The following is an 18,448-nucleotide window of genomic DNA, read 5'->3' as shown; positions in this document are numbered from 1 at the left end:
AACAATGGTTTCACTGAAAAATAAGGCCGTAAAAGAAAAGACAGACAACGAAAATTCTCCTCTTGTTGAAATAAAGAATCTGAAGAAGCATTTTCCTATTGGTTCTCAATCGCTGAAAGCGGTAGATGGTTTGGATCTCAAAATCTATCCAGGGGAAACTGTCGGACTTGTTGGGGAAAGCGGTTGCGGTAAGTCGACTGCAGGTCGTACAATCACTCGATTATATGAACCGACAGATGGAGAAGTTCTTTTTCAGGGGAAAAATATTTTCGATTACAAACCCGGGGAAATGTCACATATCCGCCGTGAAATACAAATGATTTTCCAAGATCCTTACGCATCCTTGAACCCAAGGATGAAGGTGGAGGAATTGATTGGGGAACCACTTGCCATTCATGGGATATCAAAAGGTAAAGAGCGAAGAAACCGGGTGGAAGACCTGTTAAAGCTGGTTGGTTTAAGTCCGGAACATATCACTCGTTTTCCGCATGAATTCAGTGGCGGACAACGCCAGCGTATTGGAATTGCAAGGGCATTGGCTTTAAATCCTAAATTCATCGTTTGTGATGAACCAATTTCTGCCTTGGATGTTTCGATACAGGCCCAAGTGGTCAATTTATTAAAAGAGCTACAAAAAGAAATGGGATTGACTTATTTATTCATCGCTCATGATTTATCGATGGTCAAGTATATTTCAGATCGCATTTTAGTCATGTACCTTGGAAGGATGATGGAACTTTCGGATAGTGATTCTTTAACGAAAGATCCACTACACCCATACACACAGGCCTTGCTATCCGCAGTGCCGATACCAGACCCGACTATTAAACGGGAAAGAATCGTCCTTAAAGGCGATGTACCAAGTCCGATCAATCCGCCGAGCGGCTGTGTATTTCGGACTCGCTGCCCTAAGGCGATGGAGATATGCTCCAGTGCTGTACCTGAATGGAAAGAACAAAAACCAGGGCATTTCGTTGCTTGTCATTTATATTGGTAAACAAAAAACCAGTTGCATTTGCGACTGGTCTTTTTTTACACATTTATGTAAAATATTTTTAGAATAGAAACGATTATCAAATTATTTATCAGTATGTCAAAATAAAAAACTAGGAATCTGAAAATAAAACATATAATATGTAATTATATGTAAATATTAAATTCTGTTGAATGTTTCAATTTGTGAGAGAAGGAGGGACTGTTATTGTATTCCACGATAACTAGTGAAATCGTCGATCGTGTCATGATTGTTACTCTGAATCGTCCTGAGAGAATGAACGCTTTCAATGAAAAGATGTGTGAGGAGATGATTCACGCTTTTAATGAAGCGGATGAAAATGATGACGTACGAGCCGTCATTTTAACTGGCGCAGGGGATGCATTTTGTGCTGGAATGGACTTGGAAAAAGGCGCAGAAACCTTTATGGATCACACTCCTCTGGTTGAATATCGCGATGCAGGGGGAATGTTGTCATTGCGGATTTTCGAGATGAAGAAACCTATGATAGCGGCCATTAATGGAGCGGCAGTCGGGATTGGGATAACAATGACTTTGCCCATGGACATTAGAATCGCTTCAACAGATGCAAAAATGGGTTTTGTATTTGCGAGGCGGGGGATAACGATGGAGGCATGCAGCGGCTGGTTCTTACCCAGGCTTGTCGGAATGGGCAAAGCTTCCGAATGGATTTTTACCGGCAGGATGATTTCGGCCAGTGAAGCATATGAGGGAAGGTTGGTAAACAAGATCGTCGAGCCAAACGAATTGATGTCTGCTGCAATGGAAATTGCAACAGATATTGCGGAAAATACATCTTCCGTTTCTGTGACGTTATCCCGGCAATTAATGTGGACCATGCTCGGTGCAAACCATCCTGTTGAATCACACAAAATAGAATCGAAAATGATTCATTGGACCGGAAAACAAGCGGATGCACTAGAAGGGATCGAAGCTTTCCTCGAAAAAAGGAAAGCTGATTTCAAGATGAAAAGCAGTAGTGATATGCCTCCGTTTTATCCTTGGGGAACGGATCGAACATATGAAGTGGATAAGAAATGATTGAGTGGAATGGGCCAGGGATACCAGGGGAAGTGCGTGATAATTTTTACTTTTCGGATAAATTAGGGTTTCTATTCTTAGTGTGTTATACTGGGTTTACCATTTACTAAACTTGTTTCATGTTCCCTATTCCCCGTGAATAGGGTTTTTTTATGATTGCTTTTTTAATCAAAAAAACAGACCCTACAAGTAGGGTCCGTTATATATTGTATTTAAAATTATGCTTTTTGAACGTTAGTAGCTTGGGGTCCACGTTGACCTTGCTCAACTTCAAAAGTAACTTCTTGACCTTCGTCTAATGATTTGAATCCTTCGCTTTGGATAGCTGAGAAATGTACGAATACATCGTCTCCGTTTTCGCGTTCGATGAAGCCAAATCCTTTTTCTGCGTTAAACCATTTTACTTTACCTTGTTCCATTGTTGTTGCCTCCTAGTGTGAATCCACACATTGTGTTACTACCCTTGATCATTAGACGAAAAGTTTTTCACTTATCAATCTTCCCGAACAAAAATAATTCTTTTTAAATATAACAGATAATGTCGGAATCTGCAAGCTAACATGGGAAGATTATTTATGTACGGATTCAATGAACCATTCTTAGTACCCCTTTTAGTACCCCTTTTTGTAATCAAGTAAATTTGTTGAAGGTGTTTTACCATTTAGATAGTTCTTTAAATTCGGCATGAAAATATCCTGAATGAGCCTTTGGTCGTAAAATTCCGTATTTCCGGATGTGTGCGGCGTGATGATTACATTGTTCAACTCCCATAAAGGGCTATTCTCAGGAAGTGGCTCCGTTTCAAACACATCAAGACCAGCACCTGCAATATCTTTGTCCTTAAGCGCTTGAATCAATTCGTTTTGAATGACGAGGTTTCCCCTTCCAATATTAATGAAAAAAGCGGAGCGCTTCATTAACCTGAATTCCTTTTTCCCGAACATATTCCTTGTTTCTGGGGTCAAAGGTAATGTCACGACAATATAATCACATCTAGGAAGAAGGTCATTCAATTGTTTTTGAGTGAACATCTCATCGACAAATTCTTCTGATTTACCGGAATGGCGCATCCCTAATACGGTCATGCCAAAAGCCTTTGCAATTTTTGCTGTTTCCTTTCCGATTTTTCCGACACCGATGATTCCGATGGTCTTTTCATGAATTTCCTGCTTCATATGTGCGTGATGCCAGGTCTTTGTCTGCTGTTGCTTAATATATGTATCTACTTTTCTTGTTAAGGCAAGCATTAACGCAAAAATAGTCTCTGAAATGGGATACGCATGAACACCGTTTGCAGTTGTAATCTGAACATTCTTTTGTTCTAAATTTTCCAGGGGTAAAGCATTCACTCCGGCGCTCCATGTCTGGATCCACTTTACTTTGCTTGCATCAATCGATACAGACATTTCCGCTTTCCAGCCTGCAATCACTTCAGCATCGGCTATATGATCTCTCCATACTTCCGGAGATCTTCCGGTGATAACCGTCCACTCGGGAACCAATTTTTTAATTTTCTGTAGTAAGATCTCATTCAAATTTTGGCTTATTATGAGTTTCCTTTTTGGCATAACTAACCTCCTGTATCTATTTTTCTGAATTATACGTAAGTTTTGAAAATCTTTCAATTGGGAAAGCGATTGCTTAAAAAAATCTTGCTATAATACTAATAATCAATGGAATGGGGTGTATTCATGAACGTGAAAGACATATATGGACAGCTGCCTATTATAGAATCAAAACGTTTGGTCATGAGGAAAGTCACCATGAATGATGCCGAAGACATGTTCGCTTATGCATCCAACAGTGAAGTTTCCCGTTACGTCACATGGGAAGCTCATCGTTCCCTAAGTGACACAAAAGATTTTATCAAATTTATCCAGCAAAATTATGAGGATAAGAAAATAGCTCCATGGGGCATAGAACACAAGGAAAGTGGTAAGTTGATTGGTACTATTGATTTTGTTTCATGGCAGGTTGATCATCATAGTGCAGAAATCGGGTATGTGCTTGCACCAGAATATTGGGGGAGTGGCTTGATGACGGAGGCAGCCCAAAAGATAATCGCCTTTGGCTTCGAAAATATGAACCTAGTTCGAATACAAGCAAGGTGCTTCGTTGAAAATTTGGGTTCAGAGCGAGTCATGCAAAAGGCTGGTATGTCTTTCGAGGGAATCATAAGAAAAGGAATGTTCGTCAAGGGGAAGCATCAAGACTTAAAGCTATATTCCATTATAAAATGATGGCTTTGAAGTCTGCTGATTAAAGAAGAAATAAGGAAAAATACATCGGTTTTGACAGCGGGAATTTCTGTTCATGAGTATAATGAATATTGGAAAATCAAAAACGAACAATATGTGCAAATATTGAATCAAAAACTATACAAAACGTCTAATGTAAAAAGTCCGTTTGAAAAATATAATGAAACTATAAAATCGTGTTGAAATGGAGGGTTTCTTTAATGGCAGTAATAAATGAAGTAAAAACGTTGAAAAATTATATCGGTGGCAAATGGGTGGATTCCACAACATCGAAACATGAACAAGTGCCTAATCCGGCAACAGGAGAAGCTTTGGCGATCGTTCCCCTTTCAACAAAGGAAGATGTAAACCAAGCGGTGCAGGTTGCTAAAAAGGCGTATAAAGAATGGAAAAAAGTCGCCGTTCCAAAAAGAGCCCGCTTCTTATTCCGTTATCAGCAATTATTGATAGAACACTGGGATGAGCTTGCTAAGCTGGTCACAATCGAAAATGGAAAAAGCTATACAGAAGCATATGGTGAGGTTCAGCGTGGGATTGAATGCGTGGAGTTCGCAGCAGGTGCGCCTACCTTGATGATGGGCAGCCAGCTTCCTGATATTTCCCCAGGTATTGAATCTGGCATGTATCGTTATCCAATGGGTGTCGTTGCAGGGATTACGCCGTTTAATTTCCCGATGATGGTGCCATGTTGGATGTTCCCGCTGGCAATAGCTTGTGGAAATACGTTTATATTAAAACCATCAGAACGGACACCGCTATTAGCCAACCGTCTTGTGGAATTATTGACAGAAGCCGGTGTTCCGGATGGTGTTGTCAATATTGTCCATGGTGCCCATGATGTCGTGAATGGGATATTGGAACATGAAGACATTAAAGCGGTATCATTTGTTGGATCCCAGCCTGTCGCAGAGTATGTATACAAAACGGCAGCTGCCAATAAAAAACGTGTCCAGGCTTTATCAGGAGCGAAAAATCATTCAATCGTCATGCCTGATGCGGATTTGGATAATGCGGTAACGAACATTACGAATGCCGCTTTCGGATCTGCAGGCGAGCGCTGCATGGCTGCGTCAGTGGTTGTTGCGGTGGGAGAAGTGGGAGATTCACTCGTTGAGAGATTAAAGGCTGCAGCGGATGACATCAAGATAGGAAATGGAATGGATAAGGACGTTTTCTTGGGGCCTGTGATTCGTGATACTCATAAAAAGAGAACAGAACAATATATTGAAATCGGGGAGAAAGAAGGAGCTGTCCTCCTTCGTGATGGCAGGAATGAAGGCGATCAGGAAAATGGCTATTATGTTGGACCGACATTATTTGATCATGTAAAAACAAACATGAAAATATGGAGGGATGAAATTTTTGCTCCTGTCTTATCCATAGTACGGGTCAATACCCTTGAAGAAGCAATTGAATTGACCAATCAATCCGAATTTGCCAATGGTGCCTGCCTCTATACGGATAGTGCAAAAGCCATTAGGGAATTTCGCGAAGAAATTGATGCAGGGATGCTTGGCATTAATCTTGGGGTACCCGCGCCAATGGCATTCTTTCCATTTTCCGGCTATAAAAGTTCATTTTATGGAGACCTTCATGCCAACGGGAAAGACGGAGTGGAATTTTACACTAGAAAGAAAATGTTAACGGCAAGATACTGATAGGAAAAAGGGGGTCGGCTCAAATTGTGGTCGGCCTTCCTTTATACATCTTTTTAGGAGGAGTGTAGCTTATGCAGGTTGAAAAACAGGGTCAGGATCTTAAAGCGATGGATGGTAAATATGTGTGGCATCATATGAAAGGGGCTGATCCCACCCCTGGGGCAATGGTGATAAAAAAAGGGCAAGGAGCATGGATTACGGATGTTGATGGGAATCGATTCCTGGATGGGATGTCAGGTTTATGGTGTGTCAACGTTGGCTATGGCCGCACGGAACTGGCTGAAGCAGCTTACGAGCAACTGAAGGAACTTCCTTATGCCCCTTTAACGAATAGCCACATTCCGGCTATTAAGCTAGCAGAGAAATTAAATGAATGGCTTGGTGGGGATTATGTGATTTTCTTCTCTAACAGCGGTTCAGAAGCAAATGAGACTGCCTTTAAAATTGCGCGGCAGTATCATCAGCAAAAAGGTGAACATGGACGTTATAAATTCATTTCGCGTTATCGCGGCTATCATGGCAATTCAATGGGTGCCCTGTCAGCTACCGGGCAGGCGCAGCGAAAATATAAATATGAACCGCTGGCCCCAGGATTTCTTCATGTATCACCGCCAGATTCTTACAGAAATCCTGAGGATGAAAGCGGTGAAAAAAGTGCAGCGGAAATTGAACGTACCATTACATGGGAACTAAGCGAAACGGTGGCTGCGGTCATCATGGAACCAATCATCACTGGGGGTGGAATTTTAATGCCACCTGATGGTTATATGAAACGTGTCAAAGAAATTTGTGAGAAAAAAGGTGTCCTTCTCATTTCGGATGAGGTCATTTGCGGGTTTGGCCGTACTGGTAAGAGATTCGGATTTATGAACTATGATGTAAAACCAGACATTGTAACAATGGCTAAAGGAATCACGAGCGCTTATCTGCCATTATCCGCTACAGCCGTCAAACGTGAAATTTATGAAGCGTATATTGGTTCTGACGTATATGACCGCTTTCGGCATGTAAATACATTTGGAGGCAATCCGGCTGCATGTGCCGTCGCTTTGAAGAATATTGAAATATATGAAAATGAAAAACTTATAGAACGGTCTAAGGAGTTAGGGCTACGCTTTCTGCAAGAGTTTGAAGAAATCAAAACTCATCCCAATGTTGGGGATGTGCGAGGGAAAGGCATGTTGGTAGGGATTGAACTAGTGGAAGATAAACTGACAAAACAACCGATCGAACTTTCCAAAATCAATAAAGTGATTGCATCATGTAAAGAAAAGGGGCTAATCATAGGTAAAAATGGTGATACAGTCGCAGGTTTCAATAATGTCCTGACTCTTGCTCCCCCACTTAGTATAACTGAAGAGGATTTTTCATTCATCATAACGACGGTAAAGCGAACGCTAGCTGAACTATGAAAATAAGGATAAAAACCTGAATATTCAATTAAGTCCGCGCGTGTACCTGTTGATACACATACCTTGCTTTTTAAATGGTACTGATGCGTTTAGTTTTAGCACCGATCAGAACTTTGAACGGTGCTTTTGTCTATGATCAAGGAAGAATAAGAGGAAAAGGAATCTAGTAGAAATTATAGGCGATATTTTGGAATCGTTTTCCTTGCTTAGTTATAGCAGATGTTCGAAAATGGAATGATAAGGAGTGGTAGAAACTCAATATTAACAGGCAGAAGAGGTGAGGGACATGAATAATGAAGATATAACAAAAAAACTAACATTACATATCCCTGAAATTTTAGGGAGTGGGAATTTTTCAAAGTATGCTGTATTGGTACCGCTTATAGAGAAAGAAGATGGAATTCATGTTCTTTTCGAAGAACGTTCACACAAACTGAGGAGGCAGCCGGGGGATATATGTTTTCCGGGCGGGAAAATAGACAAGCTGGACCATGATGAACAGGCGGCGGCCCTAAGGGAAACATATGAGGAACTTAATTTGAGAAAAGAAGATATCGATAATGTCTTTCCTATCGATTATTTGGTATCTCCATTTGGGATGATCGTCTATCCTTATGCAGGGTTTGTTCGTAACCATCAACGGATAATACCCAATCCAGCTGAAGTGGAAACCATTTTTACGGTACCGCTATCCTTCTTCATGGAAAAACCGCCAGAAATTTACCATGTGGAATATAAAGTGGAACCGCATGAAAACTTCCCCCATGATTTAGTCGTTGGCGGGGAGAATTATAAATGGCAGCCGAAACAGATGGAAGAATATTTTTACTTATATAATGGTCGGGTAATCTGGGGAATGACGGCGAAAATCCTTACCCATTTTATTGAAATTCTTCGTTAGACACTTCTAAAGCACCTTTTTTTTTCGGTCTATTTCTATTAAGCTTTAATTATGGTAAAAGTTAGGTTTTTAATAGAAGCGGGGGGATGAGTAGATGAAGTATAGTTTTGAAGTACTTGAAAAAGAACGGGAAATGGCAATGGCTGCACTAGTCAACTTCAATGATAACCGCGAATACTATGATGAAACCAAAGATCAGGAACTTAAGCTAGCATACTACAAAGATGGTTCATTGGACCGGGAAGGATTGAAGGACCTACTTGTGGCAACCCATAAAAACCAGCTGAACTACTCACCGCATCGTCATGTTTACCCATGGGTGGACTTACAGGAAAATGGCCAGCTGAAAAGTCTGTATTCCGGTAAAGGGATGGATCCTGTACAAGTGATTGAGGAAGATATCCGTATACTGGAAGTGTTGTCAAGAGATATTGAATCAACAAATTCGGAGAACACTCTCGTTAATTGTGAACATGTAGTACCTCAATCATGGTTCGATAAAAAAGAACCGATGAGGGGGGATTTGCATCATCTGTTTGCCTGTGAACCAACGTGTAATAGCAGCCGGAGTAACTATCCATATCATGATTTTGAGGATTATATCCCTGAAAGATCGGCTGCCGGTATAAAAGCGGGTTGCGGGAAATCAGACGACAGTAAATTCGAGCCTGAATATGGAAAAGGAATCGTGGCGAGGGCAACTTTGTATTTTTTACTCAGATATGAGGGAATCATCGATAGCGGCAAAATCGACCTGGCGCTGCTTTTGGAATGGCATCGGCTTTTTCCCGTCAGCACTTATGAAAAACATAGAAATCAGGCTATACATGAAATGCAGGGTAATCGTAACCCATATATAGATTTTCCCGAAATGGCGGAGAAATGGAATTAAAGAAAAATCTTAAAAAGAGGATTGAAGCTGTAGTACAAGCTTTAATCCTCTTTTTAAAGATTATAAGAATTTTACGCAAACAGGGAAGGCAACTTGAACATCCTTTTGCAATAATGTTAATTTTCCGTCATGTTCATTCCGTGCATATAGTGTCAGGTTTCCTGATTGTTCATTAGAAGCGATCAGGAATTTTCCGCTAGGATCCAATGAAAAATCACGTGGCCAATGACCTTCGGTAGAAACCAGTTCCACGAATGCCAGTTTGCCTGTTTCTTGATTGATTTGGTAAACGGCAATACTATCATGTCCCCGGTTTGCGGCATATACGAATTGCCCGTCATCAGAAATATGAATGGCGCTTCCTTGGTTATTTTCCTTAAAATCTTCCGGGACGGTCCGAACAGTTTGTAATTCAGAAAAACTTCCAGTTTGACTATCGAAGCTCAAAACAATGACTTCTGGTACCAGTTCTGCCATAACATATGCAAATTTTCCGTTTGGGTGAAAGGTCAGATGCCGTGGTCCGCTGCCGGGAGCAACAGATAAGCTGTTTACTTCTTCCAAAACCCCACTATGTATTTTATAGGTTATTACTTTATCTATCCCGAGGTCGACTGCAGCAATGAACCTTTCATCTGGTGTGAAACCAGCGAAGTGAGTGTGTGCTTTTTCCTGACGTTCTTCATTCGGTCCTTGACCTTCATGTTGAACAGTTGATGATACAGGCAAAGGGGTCGCATCGTCATGAAGCGGATATGATTCAATCACGCCTTCTCCATAACTGGAAGTGACCAAAACCTGTTTCTTGCTGTCGACACTTATATGGCAGGAAGAGCCATTTGGTGTCAGTTGTTTGCCCAAGAAGGTAAGCTCACCTGAATCTTCATTAATCGAATAGGCTGAAACTCCTCCACTGCCCGATTCTTTTAAAATGGCGTAGAGATTCTTTTTGTCCTGGCTGATGGCGACATAAGTAGGATCGGTCAATTCTGCTGCAAGAACCGGTGTGCTGAGTTTTCCTTCTGCTGTATCTAAAGTAAATCGGTAAATACCTTTGCTGTTTCCTTTTGTGTAAGTGCCTATGTATCCAATAATGTTCTGTTGATCATGTTTTACCATATTTATCTCCTCCAAGAAAGATTTGTGTTTATTTTTATTTTAACATAGATGATACCCATATATCCTTTTCCCGTATTCTGTTGAGTTGGAACCTTTTTTTATTTAGAAAATTTTGGGGTGAATAGGAAGGATCGGGTTTGTTTTCTGTTCTGAGTTTACGTCTATTCCTATCTAAGTCGTATTGCCAGTCGATAATATGGAAATAATTTAACCCCCTTTTAGGGGGTTTTTCAGTTTAATTTCGGGGATGACAGGTACGCCAAGAACGCAAGTGTAAAGAAAGGGTTGAAATGGCTGTTTGCACCGAGTTTAAAAAAGTGCTTCATTGACTTGTTTCAAGGAATGAACCACATCTATATAATCCCATTCACTCATCTATACCGTAATAGGAAGGGGGAAGGCAAGCTAGTATTTTCCCATTTTGGATTACGTCCAATCTCCCCTGCATCTTTTGATTTTCTTTTCAGTCATTAGCATTTCTTGGTCAGTCGTCCCGGCAATGATTAAACTAAGTGACAATTGTGCCTGATTTCAAACGAGCCGTTTGACTACTCCAAGACCTATTTGTTTGGTCCATGTGATGCCTTCAATAACAGCAAGCCTGAAGTCGTCAACAAGTTCAGAGAAGTGGAATAGCCCATCATGTTTAAGTGCAATCGGTTCAAGCAAATGCTTTGTAATCAAGCTGTTGGAGTAATCTCAATATTATTAGCGAGATTACTAATGAATCTTTTTCTGTTTATTATTAAGGGTAATTTTTATACATAATTTATTTAACTGTATAAAATTTACCCAATACGAAAGTCCTGCAATTCCTGTAATGACAAGTAAAACATTAATATTATTGAAGTTTAAACAATTATCAATCTTGGCATAATTCTTGCATTGTTAATTAATGAAAAATTTTTTTACAAGGAGGAAGAGAAAGTGAACACAATTGGTGTTTTTAAAAATCCAACTCAAATTTTGTACGGTCTGGGAGTAACGGATCAAATTCGAAAAATTATTGACGAACAAAATTATAAGAACATTTTGATTATTACTGATGCTGGAATTGTAAAGACTGGTCTCATTAATCAAATCACACGTCAATTGGATAATATCAACTATTCAATCTATGATCAAACACAGCCAAACCCAACGGTGAAGAATTGTAATGATGCATTGGATCTGCTTCGTGAAGTTGATGCTGATGCTGTTATCACAATGGGAGGCGGAAGCTCTATTGATGTTGCAAAAGCAGTCTGTCTGCTCGCCACAAACAGCGGATCCATTAAGGAATATGAAGGAATTGATACATGTGTCAATGAACTTTTGCCATTAATCGCCATTCCTACAACTGCAGGAACTGCGAGTGAAGTCACAACGTTTACTGTTATAACTGATGAGGTACGACAATACAAGCTGACAGTAGGTGGCGTAAAGATTGCACCAAAATGGGCATTAGTTGATCCGTTAGTTACCTTATCGTTACCAAAACATATTACCGCTTCAACTGGATTAGATGCCTTAGTCCATGCGATTGAATCGTATACTTCAAAAATGGCTAACCCAATAACGAAAGCGCTTGCAAGAGAAGCGATTCGAAAAATCAGTAACAATTTAAGGCAAGCCGTTTACAATGGGGACAATATAACAGCACGTGACAACATGCTTATGGGAAGCCTATTAGCCGGATTAGCCTTTAATAATACGAGATTAGGAAATTGCCATGCATTAAGTCATCCAATGAGTGCCATTTATGGTGTGGCGCATGGTGTAGCAAACTCCATTTTAATACCACATGTTATGGAATTTAATACATTAGCAGTACCAGAATTGTTTAGCGATATCGCAGAGGATATGGGAGAAAACCTTGAAGGATTAACATTAATGGAAAGAGCGGCTGCTGCAGTAGATGCTGTAAAAAAGCTTTCAAAGGATATAGGAATCCCTACAACCTTTTCAGAGTACAAAGTTGACGAGTCTCAAATTGACCGTATGGCAAAGGATGCTATGCTAAGTGGAAATATTGCAGCAAATCCTAGAATAACTACATACGAAGATGTAATTGAACTATATCGTAGATCAATCGGGGGTGTGTTAGTTGAAGTTATTTGATTTAAGCGGTAAAACTGCGTTAGTAACGGGTGGGGGGCGTGGAATAGGTAAGTCGATTGCATTGGCATTGGCAGAAGCAGGTGCGAACGTAGCAATAACGAGCAGAACAGAAAGTGAGCTTAAAGAAACCGCCGAGACCATTACAGGATTTTCTAGAAAGGTTTATTATGCAGCAGTGGATGCCCGAAATCCAGAAGATATAAAAGGATTTGTACAAGATATCATTAAACAAGAAGAGAAAATCGATATTTTGGTGAATGGTGCGGGTTCAAATAAACGCCTTTCATTTTTAGAAATAACTGAAGAAGATTGGGATTTTGTCATGGGAGTCAATTTAAAAACAGCACTATTTACAACACAAGCTGTAATACCATACATGCAGCAACGAAAATATGGAAAAATTATCAATATTGCTTCACTAACAAGTGAAATAGCTTTTCCTAACATGTCAGCATACGCAGCAAGTAAGGGGGGGGTATCACAATTAACAAAAGGATTAGCAGTTGAGTTTGCAGATGATGGAATCCTGGTCAATGCAATTGGACCGGGCTATTTCAAAACAGAAATGACGAAAGTTCTTTTTGAAGACGAAAAAAAAGTAGCCTGGATGAATTCTCGCATCCCATTAAAGAGAACCGGTGAGGTTGAAGAATTACAAGGAGCAGCAGTATATTTAGCTTCGCGTGCTTCTGATTATGTAACCGGTCAAACAATCTATGTCGATGGCGGTTGGTTAAGCAGTTAATTATAAGATGGGGGTTCGATTTATGAAGAAGTTTTTGTCTTTAATGGTGATAAGTTTTCTCCTGATATTGACTGCTTGCGGCGGATCAGATCAGACCAGTGGAGAAAACAAAGGCTCCGAGACTCTAAAAATTGGTGCGATTTTTCCTTTATCAGGTGGGTTAGCTATGCTTGGTGAAGAAAGCTATCGCGGAGTAGAGCTTGCAATTGAACAAAGAAACAAAAATGGGGGAGTGGCAGACGGTAAAAAAGTTGAACTTATTAAAGGGGACGCTCCAGACCCAGACTCTGCACAATCAGAGGCAAACCGTTTAATTAATCAAGAGAATATTAAGACAATTGTTGGTTCTTATTCTTCTGGCATCGCGCAGGCAGCCAGTGAAGTGACTGAAAGAAATGGTGTCTTGTTTTGGGAGTATGGTGCCGTTGCCGATTCAATTACAGACCGTGGCTATAAATATGTGTTACGTACGAACCCTCCTGCATCTTATCTATCAAAAACTCACATTGATTTTATCAAAGACTATGTGGCAGCAAAGCTTGGAAAAGACTTAAGTGAGATAAGAGTAGCGATTGCGCATGAGGATTCCTCCTATGGATCAACAATTGCTGACGAAGCAGAAAAACTAGCAAAAAAAGAAGGAATCAACGTCGTAACAGTCCAGCCCTATAGTGCTGCAACAAACGATTTAAGCTCTGTAGTTCTTAATCTAAAAAAGGCTAAGCCAGATGTACTCATTGCAGTATCTTATTTGAATGACGGAATTCTATTACACAGACAAAGTCAAGAATTAGGGTTAAAAGTTCCAGTTGTAGTTGGTTCAGGAGGTGGCCATGATATGGCTGATTTCAGAGAAGGTGTTGGTGACATGGGAGATGGAATCTTAGATGTAGCATTCCCACAATATCAAATTAATCATGAATTTACGCCTGGAATGGAAGAGTTTATAAATCTTTATAAGGAAAAATATGGAGAAGAACCTCGTTCTGGGCACTCACTCGTACATTTTATGGGTACGAATGTCCTTCTTGATCTAATCGATGAAGTTGGAGACATTAATCCTGACAAATTACGTGAAGCAGCTTTGAACTACAAAGTAGAAGCGGGTAAAACAGTGACAGGATGGGGTGTTGAATTTGATCCGAAAACGGGTCAAAACAAGCTAAGTGAGCCGTATGTGCATCAGTGGATTGACGGAAAGCTGTTGACTGTGTGGCCAGAAAAAGTGGCTGTACAGGAACCACAGATAAATAATAAGTAGTAATAAAAAGGGGGAAAATACATGAAAAAAATTGTAAGCGCTATTATGGTTAGCTTTCTAATCTTTTTATCCGCTTGTAGCTCTGAAGGTTCAAGTGGTGGAGAAACTGATTCTAAAACATTGAAAATTGGTGCATTATTTCCTTTATCCGGTGGATTAGCACTTCTTGGTGAGGAAAGCTTCCGTGGTGCAGAACTTGCCATTGAATATGCAAATAAAAATGGCGGTGTTGCAGGTGGAAAGCAAATTGAACTGGTTAAGGGGGATGCAGTTGATGCAGATGCTGCTCAAGCAGAAGCAAATCGTTTAATCAACCAAGAAAACATAAAAACCATTGTCGGATCATTTTCAAGCTCTATTGCTTTTGCAGCTAGTGAAGTAGCTGAAAGAAGTGGAGTGTTGTACTGGGAGCTTGGCGCAGTAGCTGATACGGTTACTGACCGTAAATATAAATATGTACTACGTACAAACCCTCCTGCCTCTTATTTTTCAAAAGTGCATTTGGATTTCATTAAAGAGGTTGTTACAAAAAAACTTGGAAAAGAACTAGGTGATATAAAGGTCGCAATTGCTCATGAAGATTCTTCTTATGGTACAACGATTGCAGACGAAGCTAGTAAACTTGCAAAAAAAGAAGGAATCAACATAATAACAAACCAAGGCTACAGTGCTGGAACGAATGATTTAAGTTCAGTAATATTAAATATTAAAAAAGCTGAACCTGACGTTTTGATTGCGGTTTCCTACTTAAATGACTCAGTTCTTCTTGCTAGACAAAGTGAAGAGTTAGGACTGAATGTTCCAGTTTTTATCGGCTCCGGTGGTGGTCATACAATGACTGATTTTAAAGATGCTATGGGGGAAAAAGCGAATGGAATATTGAATGTTGATTTCCCGCAATACCAAATTAATAAAGACTTTACACCTGGAATCGAAGAATTTCTTAAGCTATACAAAGAAAAGTATGGTACAGAACCACGTTCAGGTCATTCTTTAGCAAACTTCATGGGAATGAAAGTAGCCTTGGACGTAATTGATAAAGTCGGCGAAATTGACCCTGACAAGTTAAAAGAAGAAGCTTTGAAATACACAGCTGAAGCAGGTACAACAGTTACTGGATGGGGAGTAGAGTTCGACAAGGAGAGTGGACAAAACCAGTTGAGTAAACCTTATGTCCATCAGTGGATCGATGGAGAGCTTAAGACCGTTTGGCCGGAAGACGTAGCTGTGGTAGAACCTCAAATAGTAAATCAATAAGGAGTTAGTTTTCTAATTTAATAATATATGGGGATAAGGAAACTTAAAAGCATGGCAACATAAGTAGATACACATTGTAAGCTTGAGTATTAGTCTCCTCACTAAAGCGTAACTGCAGATGTATGCCGGGCTTTGTGAGTAATTCCCATAGAAATATCAAATAGTGAGGTGTGAAAATGACATTAGTTCAAACACTTATATCCGGCCTTTTGTTAGGTGGTATCTACTCTTTAATCAGCATGGGCTTGAATCTAATTCTTGGAGTAGTAAGAATCGTCAACTTTGCCCATGGTGAGTTGCTTATGATTGCCATGTATATTAGCTTTTTATTTTATACGACTATGGGGTTAGATCCTTATATATCTGCCATCCTGGTAATAATCTGTTTATTTTTGCTAGGTGTTGTTACTCAGAGATTTATGATACAGCCAATTTTAGATACACCTGCATCAACAAAAATATTTGCAACGTTAGGATTATCAATCGCACTTCAAAACTTAGCTTTAATGACATTAAGTGCCAACCATCTTTCTGTCAAAACAAGTTATCAAACAGAAGTTATTAATATTGGGGAACTTGCTATTAGTGTACCAAGGTTAGTTGCTTTTTGCACGGCAATTGCTGTTGCTGTTATTTTATATCTGTTTTTACAAAAAACAATGACTGGAAAAGCGATACGGGCGGTCGCTATGCAAAGGCACGCAGCATTTCTGATGGGGATAAACGTAAAAAGAATTTATCTCTTAGCCTTTGGAATCGGGTCAGGTTTAGTTGGTCTTGCAGGTGCAATGCTCATGCCAATTTACTCCGTCTATCCAACTATTGGAACATCATTTGTATTAATTTCATTCGTTGTTGTTGTATTAGGCGGAATGGGAAGTATGTTCGGTGCATTCTTCGGCGGGTTAATCATTGGGGTAGTGGAAGCTCTTTCCGGTGTCATTTTTGATCCAGGTCTAAAAGAAGCGGTATACTTTGTGATTTTCATTATGGTTTTATTGGTTCGCCCTTCCGGTATTTTCAGTCTTGGTAAAGGGGCAGAGGAGGTTGGCTTAAAATGATGCACCTATTATCTAAACAAAAATTTCTGCTTCTATTTGGGATATTGCTATTTGTAATTCCATTTGTTATTCAAAATAAATTCTATTTAAATATCTTCATTCTCATCTTGCTATATGCGACTATTGCGGGAGCGTGGAATATCTTAGGGGGTTACGGTGGTCAATTATCACTCGGTCATGCAATCTTCTTTGGATTAGGAGCTTACACCTCGACGATATTATATCTTAACTACGGTGTGAGTCCTTGGTTGGGATTCATCATAGCTGCAGTGATATCCATCATAGTTGGGGCATTAATTGGCTGGCCAGCTTTCAGATTAAGAGGAACATATTTCACTTTAACAACTATTGCATTTGCAGAAGTTATTCGTCACTTAACGTTATATTTCAAAGACCTAACAAATGGTGCTATTGGAGTTAATATTAAATTTGAACCGAGTTTTACGAATTTGGTTTTTAGGGAATACAGCGCTTACTATTTTTTGGCTTTGGTATTATTCTCTATAAGCATATCCATTGCATTTTGGGTTGATAAAACGAAAGTTGGTTATTACTTGAAAGCTATACGTGAAGATGAAGATGGTGCTGAAACGCTTGGAATTAATGTAACGAAGTATAAAATGATTGCCATGGCTATAAGCGCTGGAATGACAGGGATTGCAGGTGTATTTTACGCTCAATACATGTTGTTCTTTGAACCGACGTCCGTTTTTAACATGAATTTATCCATTGAATTTGCTTTGATAGCAATTATTGGTGGGGTAGGTACGGTATTTGGACCTGTTTTAGGTGCATTCATTATCATCCCATTAAATGAGATTTTACGTTCTACTTTTCCATCCTTGAATGGAATGAATTATCTAATATATGGAGTTGTCTTGATCTTAATCGTTTCGTTTTTGCCGAATGGATTGCTTCCACTTATTAAACGGATTCCTGAAAAATTGAAAAGTTTGAATAGAAAGAAAATCGAAGTAAAGGATGGTGAAAAAGTTGATTATTCAGGTTAAAGAAGTTTCCAAACATTTTGGAGGGTTAAAAGCAGTGAATCGTGTTTCTTTTGATGTAAAAGAAAATGAAATAGTTGGAATTATTGGTCCAAATGGTGCTGGTAAAACCACATTGTTTAACCTGATCTCAGGTTCGCTTCCGGTAACAAGCGGACAAGTAGTTTTTAATAATGAGAATATTACAAGTCAAAAGCCTTATATTATTTGTAAAAAAGGAATTGGGAGAACTTATCAAATCGTAAAGCCATTTGGCAATATTTCTGTACTTGAAAATGTTATGGTGGGAGCCTTTAATAAAGCATCCAGTACTAAGGAAGCAAAACAATTTAGCCTGGAAATTTTATTTAAAGTAGGTTTAGAAAAAAAGAAAGACCAAATCGGAAAAAGCTTAACCATAGCTGATAAAAAGCGTTTAGAGGTAGCGAAAGCATTAGCAACTCAACCTACACTACTTCTGTTGGACGAGGTTATGGCTGGATTGAATCCAAGTGAAGTGAAAGAATTATTGCCGATGATAAAAGGATTAAGAGACAGTGGAATTACTATCATCCTTATTGAGCACATCATGGAAGTTGTCATGACTGTATGTGATCGCATCGTCGTTGTTCATCATGGCGAAAAAATAGCCGAGGGTACGCCGAAGGAGATTGCAAACAATCCAGAAGTAATTAAAGCTTATCTTGGGGAGGAATTGAGCTTTGCTTAAACTACACAATGT

The 18,448-nt window shown here is 39.5% G+C and carries 18 protein-coding genes; 14 read left to right on the top strand and 4 right to left on the bottom strand.

What is annotated here, in order from left to right; translation table 11 throughout:
• The first annotated feature begins 4 nt into the window (after window positions 1–4).
• Both ABC374_RS12575 and ABC374_RS12570 read left to right on the top strand, forming a co-directional pair.
• Window positions 5–997, top strand: coding sequence for an ABC transporter ATP-binding protein (locus ABC374_RS12575; protein ID WP_413018095.1), 993 nt, complete (start codon window positions 5–7; stop codon window positions 995–997).
• Window positions 998–1,201: 204 nt separating this feature from the next.
• Window positions 1,202–2,056, top strand: a complete 855-nt coding sequence (locus tag ABC374_RS12570; protein ID WP_413018093.1) for a crotonase/enoyl-CoA hydratase family protein — start codon at window positions 1,202–1,204, stop codon at window positions 2,054–2,056.
• A 218-nt stretch (window positions 2,057–2,274) separates the two neighbouring features.
• On the opposite strand, the gene ABC374_RS12565 is transcribed toward ABC374_RS12570, so the two are convergent.
• Entirely contained in the window at window positions 2,275–2,475 is a 201-nt protein-coding gene (locus ABC374_RS12565) for a cold-shock protein (protein ID WP_029714163.1), read from the bottom strand.
• Window positions 2,476–2,667: 192 nt separating this feature from the next.
• Window positions 2,668–3,624, bottom strand: coding sequence for a D-2-hydroxyacid dehydrogenase (locus ABC374_RS12560; RefSeq protein WP_413018091.1), 957 nt, complete (start codon window positions 3,622–3,624; stop codon window positions 2,668–2,670).
• A gap of 123 nt (window positions 3,625–3,747) precedes the next feature.
• Here ABC374_RS12560 and ABC374_RS12555 point away from each other — a divergent pair, with 123 nt between their 5' ends.
• From ABC374_RS12555 to ABC374_RS12535, 5 genes are all read left to right on the top strand, one after another.
• Window positions 3,748–4,296, top strand: a complete 549-nt coding sequence (locus ABC374_RS12555) for a GNAT family N-acetyltransferase (protein ID WP_413018089.1) — start codon at window positions 3,748–3,750, stop codon at window positions 4,294–4,296.
• Between the two features lie 218 nt (window positions 4,297–4,514).
• Window positions 4,515–5,972, top strand: a complete 1,458-nt coding sequence (locus tag ABC374_RS12550; RefSeq protein WP_413018087.1) for a CoA-acylating methylmalonate-semialdehyde dehydrogenase — start codon at window positions 4,515–4,517, stop codon at window positions 5,970–5,972.
• A 71-nt stretch (window positions 5,973–6,043) separates the two neighbouring features.
• Window positions 6,044–7,384, top strand: coding sequence for an aspartate aminotransferase family protein (locus ABC374_RS12545; RefSeq protein WP_413018085.1), 1,341 nt, complete (start codon window positions 6,044–6,046; stop codon window positions 7,382–7,384).
• A 286-nt stretch (window positions 7,385–7,670) separates the two neighbouring features.
• A complete protein-coding gene (locus ABC374_RS12540) occupies window positions 7,671–8,285 on the top strand; it encodes an NUDIX hydrolase (protein WP_413018083.1) in 615 nt (204 codons plus the stop codon).
• Window positions 8,286–8,379: 94 nt separating this feature from the next.
• The gene (locus ABC374_RS12535; protein ID WP_413018081.1) at window positions 8,380–9,177 is read left to right on the top strand and encodes an endonuclease I family protein; all 798 of its coding nucleotides are present in this window, start codon (window positions 8,380–8,382) and stop codon (window positions 9,175–9,177) included.
• Window positions 9,178–9,237: 60 nt separating this feature from the next.
• Here the strand turns inward: ABC374_RS12535 and ABC374_RS12530 are convergent, their stop codons facing one another.
• Both ABC374_RS12530 and ABC374_RS12525 read right to left on the bottom strand, forming a co-directional pair.
• Window positions 9,238–10,296, bottom strand: a complete 1,059-nt coding sequence (locus ABC374_RS12530) for a lactonase family protein (protein WP_413018079.1) — start codon at window positions 10,294–10,296, stop codon at window positions 9,238–9,240.
• A 531-nt stretch (window positions 10,297–10,827) separates the two neighbouring features.
• Window positions 10,828–10,980, bottom strand: a complete 153-nt coding sequence (locus ABC374_RS12525) for a hypothetical protein (RefSeq protein WP_413018077.1) — start codon at window positions 10,978–10,980, stop codon at window positions 10,828–10,830.
• Between the two features lie 243 nt (window positions 10,981–11,223).
• On the opposite strand from ABC374_RS12525, the gene ABC374_RS12520 reads away from it, so the two are divergent.
• The 7 genes from ABC374_RS12520 to ABC374_RS12490 all read left to right on the top strand — a co-directional run bounded on the left by ABC374_RS12520 (window position 11,224) and on the right by ABC374_RS12490 (window position 18,436).
• Window positions 11,224–12,396: an iron-containing alcohol dehydrogenase gene (locus tag ABC374_RS12520; protein ID WP_413018075.1), complete on the top strand. Its 1,173-nt coding sequence runs from the start codon at window positions 11,224–11,226 to the stop codon at window positions 12,394–12,396.
• Window positions 12,383–13,141 (top strand): SDR family NAD(P)-dependent oxidoreductase, encoded by a 759-nt coding sequence (locus ABC374_RS12515; protein WP_413018073.1) that lies wholly within the window; start codon window positions 12,383–12,385, stop codon window positions 13,139–13,141. The genes ABC374_RS12520 and ABC374_RS12515 overlap by 14 nt, the downstream gene beginning before the upstream one ends.
• Window positions 13,142–13,163: 22 nt before the next feature.
• Window positions 13,164–14,402 (top strand): ABC transporter substrate-binding protein, encoded by a 1,239-nt coding sequence (locus ABC374_RS12510; RefSeq protein WP_413018071.1) that lies wholly within the window; start codon window positions 13,164–13,166, stop codon window positions 14,400–14,402.
• Window positions 14,403–14,423: 21 nt separating this feature from the next.
• On the top strand, window positions 14,424–15,659 hold the full coding sequence (locus ABC374_RS12505) for an ABC transporter substrate-binding protein (protein WP_413018069.1): 1,236 nt from the start codon (window positions 14,424–14,426) through the stop codon (window positions 15,657–15,659).
• A gap of 176 nt (window positions 15,660–15,835) precedes the next feature.
• The gene (locus tag ABC374_RS12500; protein WP_144476624.1) at window positions 15,836–16,720 is read left to right on the top strand and encodes a branched-chain amino acid ABC transporter permease; all 885 of its coding nucleotides are present in this window, start codon (window positions 15,836–15,838) and stop codon (window positions 16,718–16,720) included.
• Window positions 16,717–17,730 (top strand): branched-chain amino acid ABC transporter permease, encoded by a 1,014-nt coding sequence (locus ABC374_RS12495; RefSeq protein WP_144476621.1) that lies wholly within the window; start codon window positions 16,717–16,719, stop codon window positions 17,728–17,730. Before ABC374_RS12500 ends, ABC374_RS12495 begins: the two co-directional genes overlap by 4 nt.
• Window positions 17,714–18,436, top strand: a complete 723-nt coding sequence (locus ABC374_RS12490) for an ABC transporter ATP-binding protein (protein WP_221416643.1) — start codon at window positions 17,714–17,716, stop codon at window positions 18,434–18,436. The genes ABC374_RS12495 and ABC374_RS12490 overlap by 17 nt, the downstream gene beginning before the upstream one ends.
• Window positions 18,437–18,448: the final 12 nt, after the last annotated feature.

Source organism: Peribacillus phoenicis (assembly GCF_047238085.1).
Classification (GTDB): domain Bacteria; phylum Bacillota; class Bacilli; order Bacillales; family DSM-1321; genus Peribacillus.
Note: the sequence above shows the minus strand (reverse complement) of the source record. Positions and strands in the feature narration are given on the sequence as shown.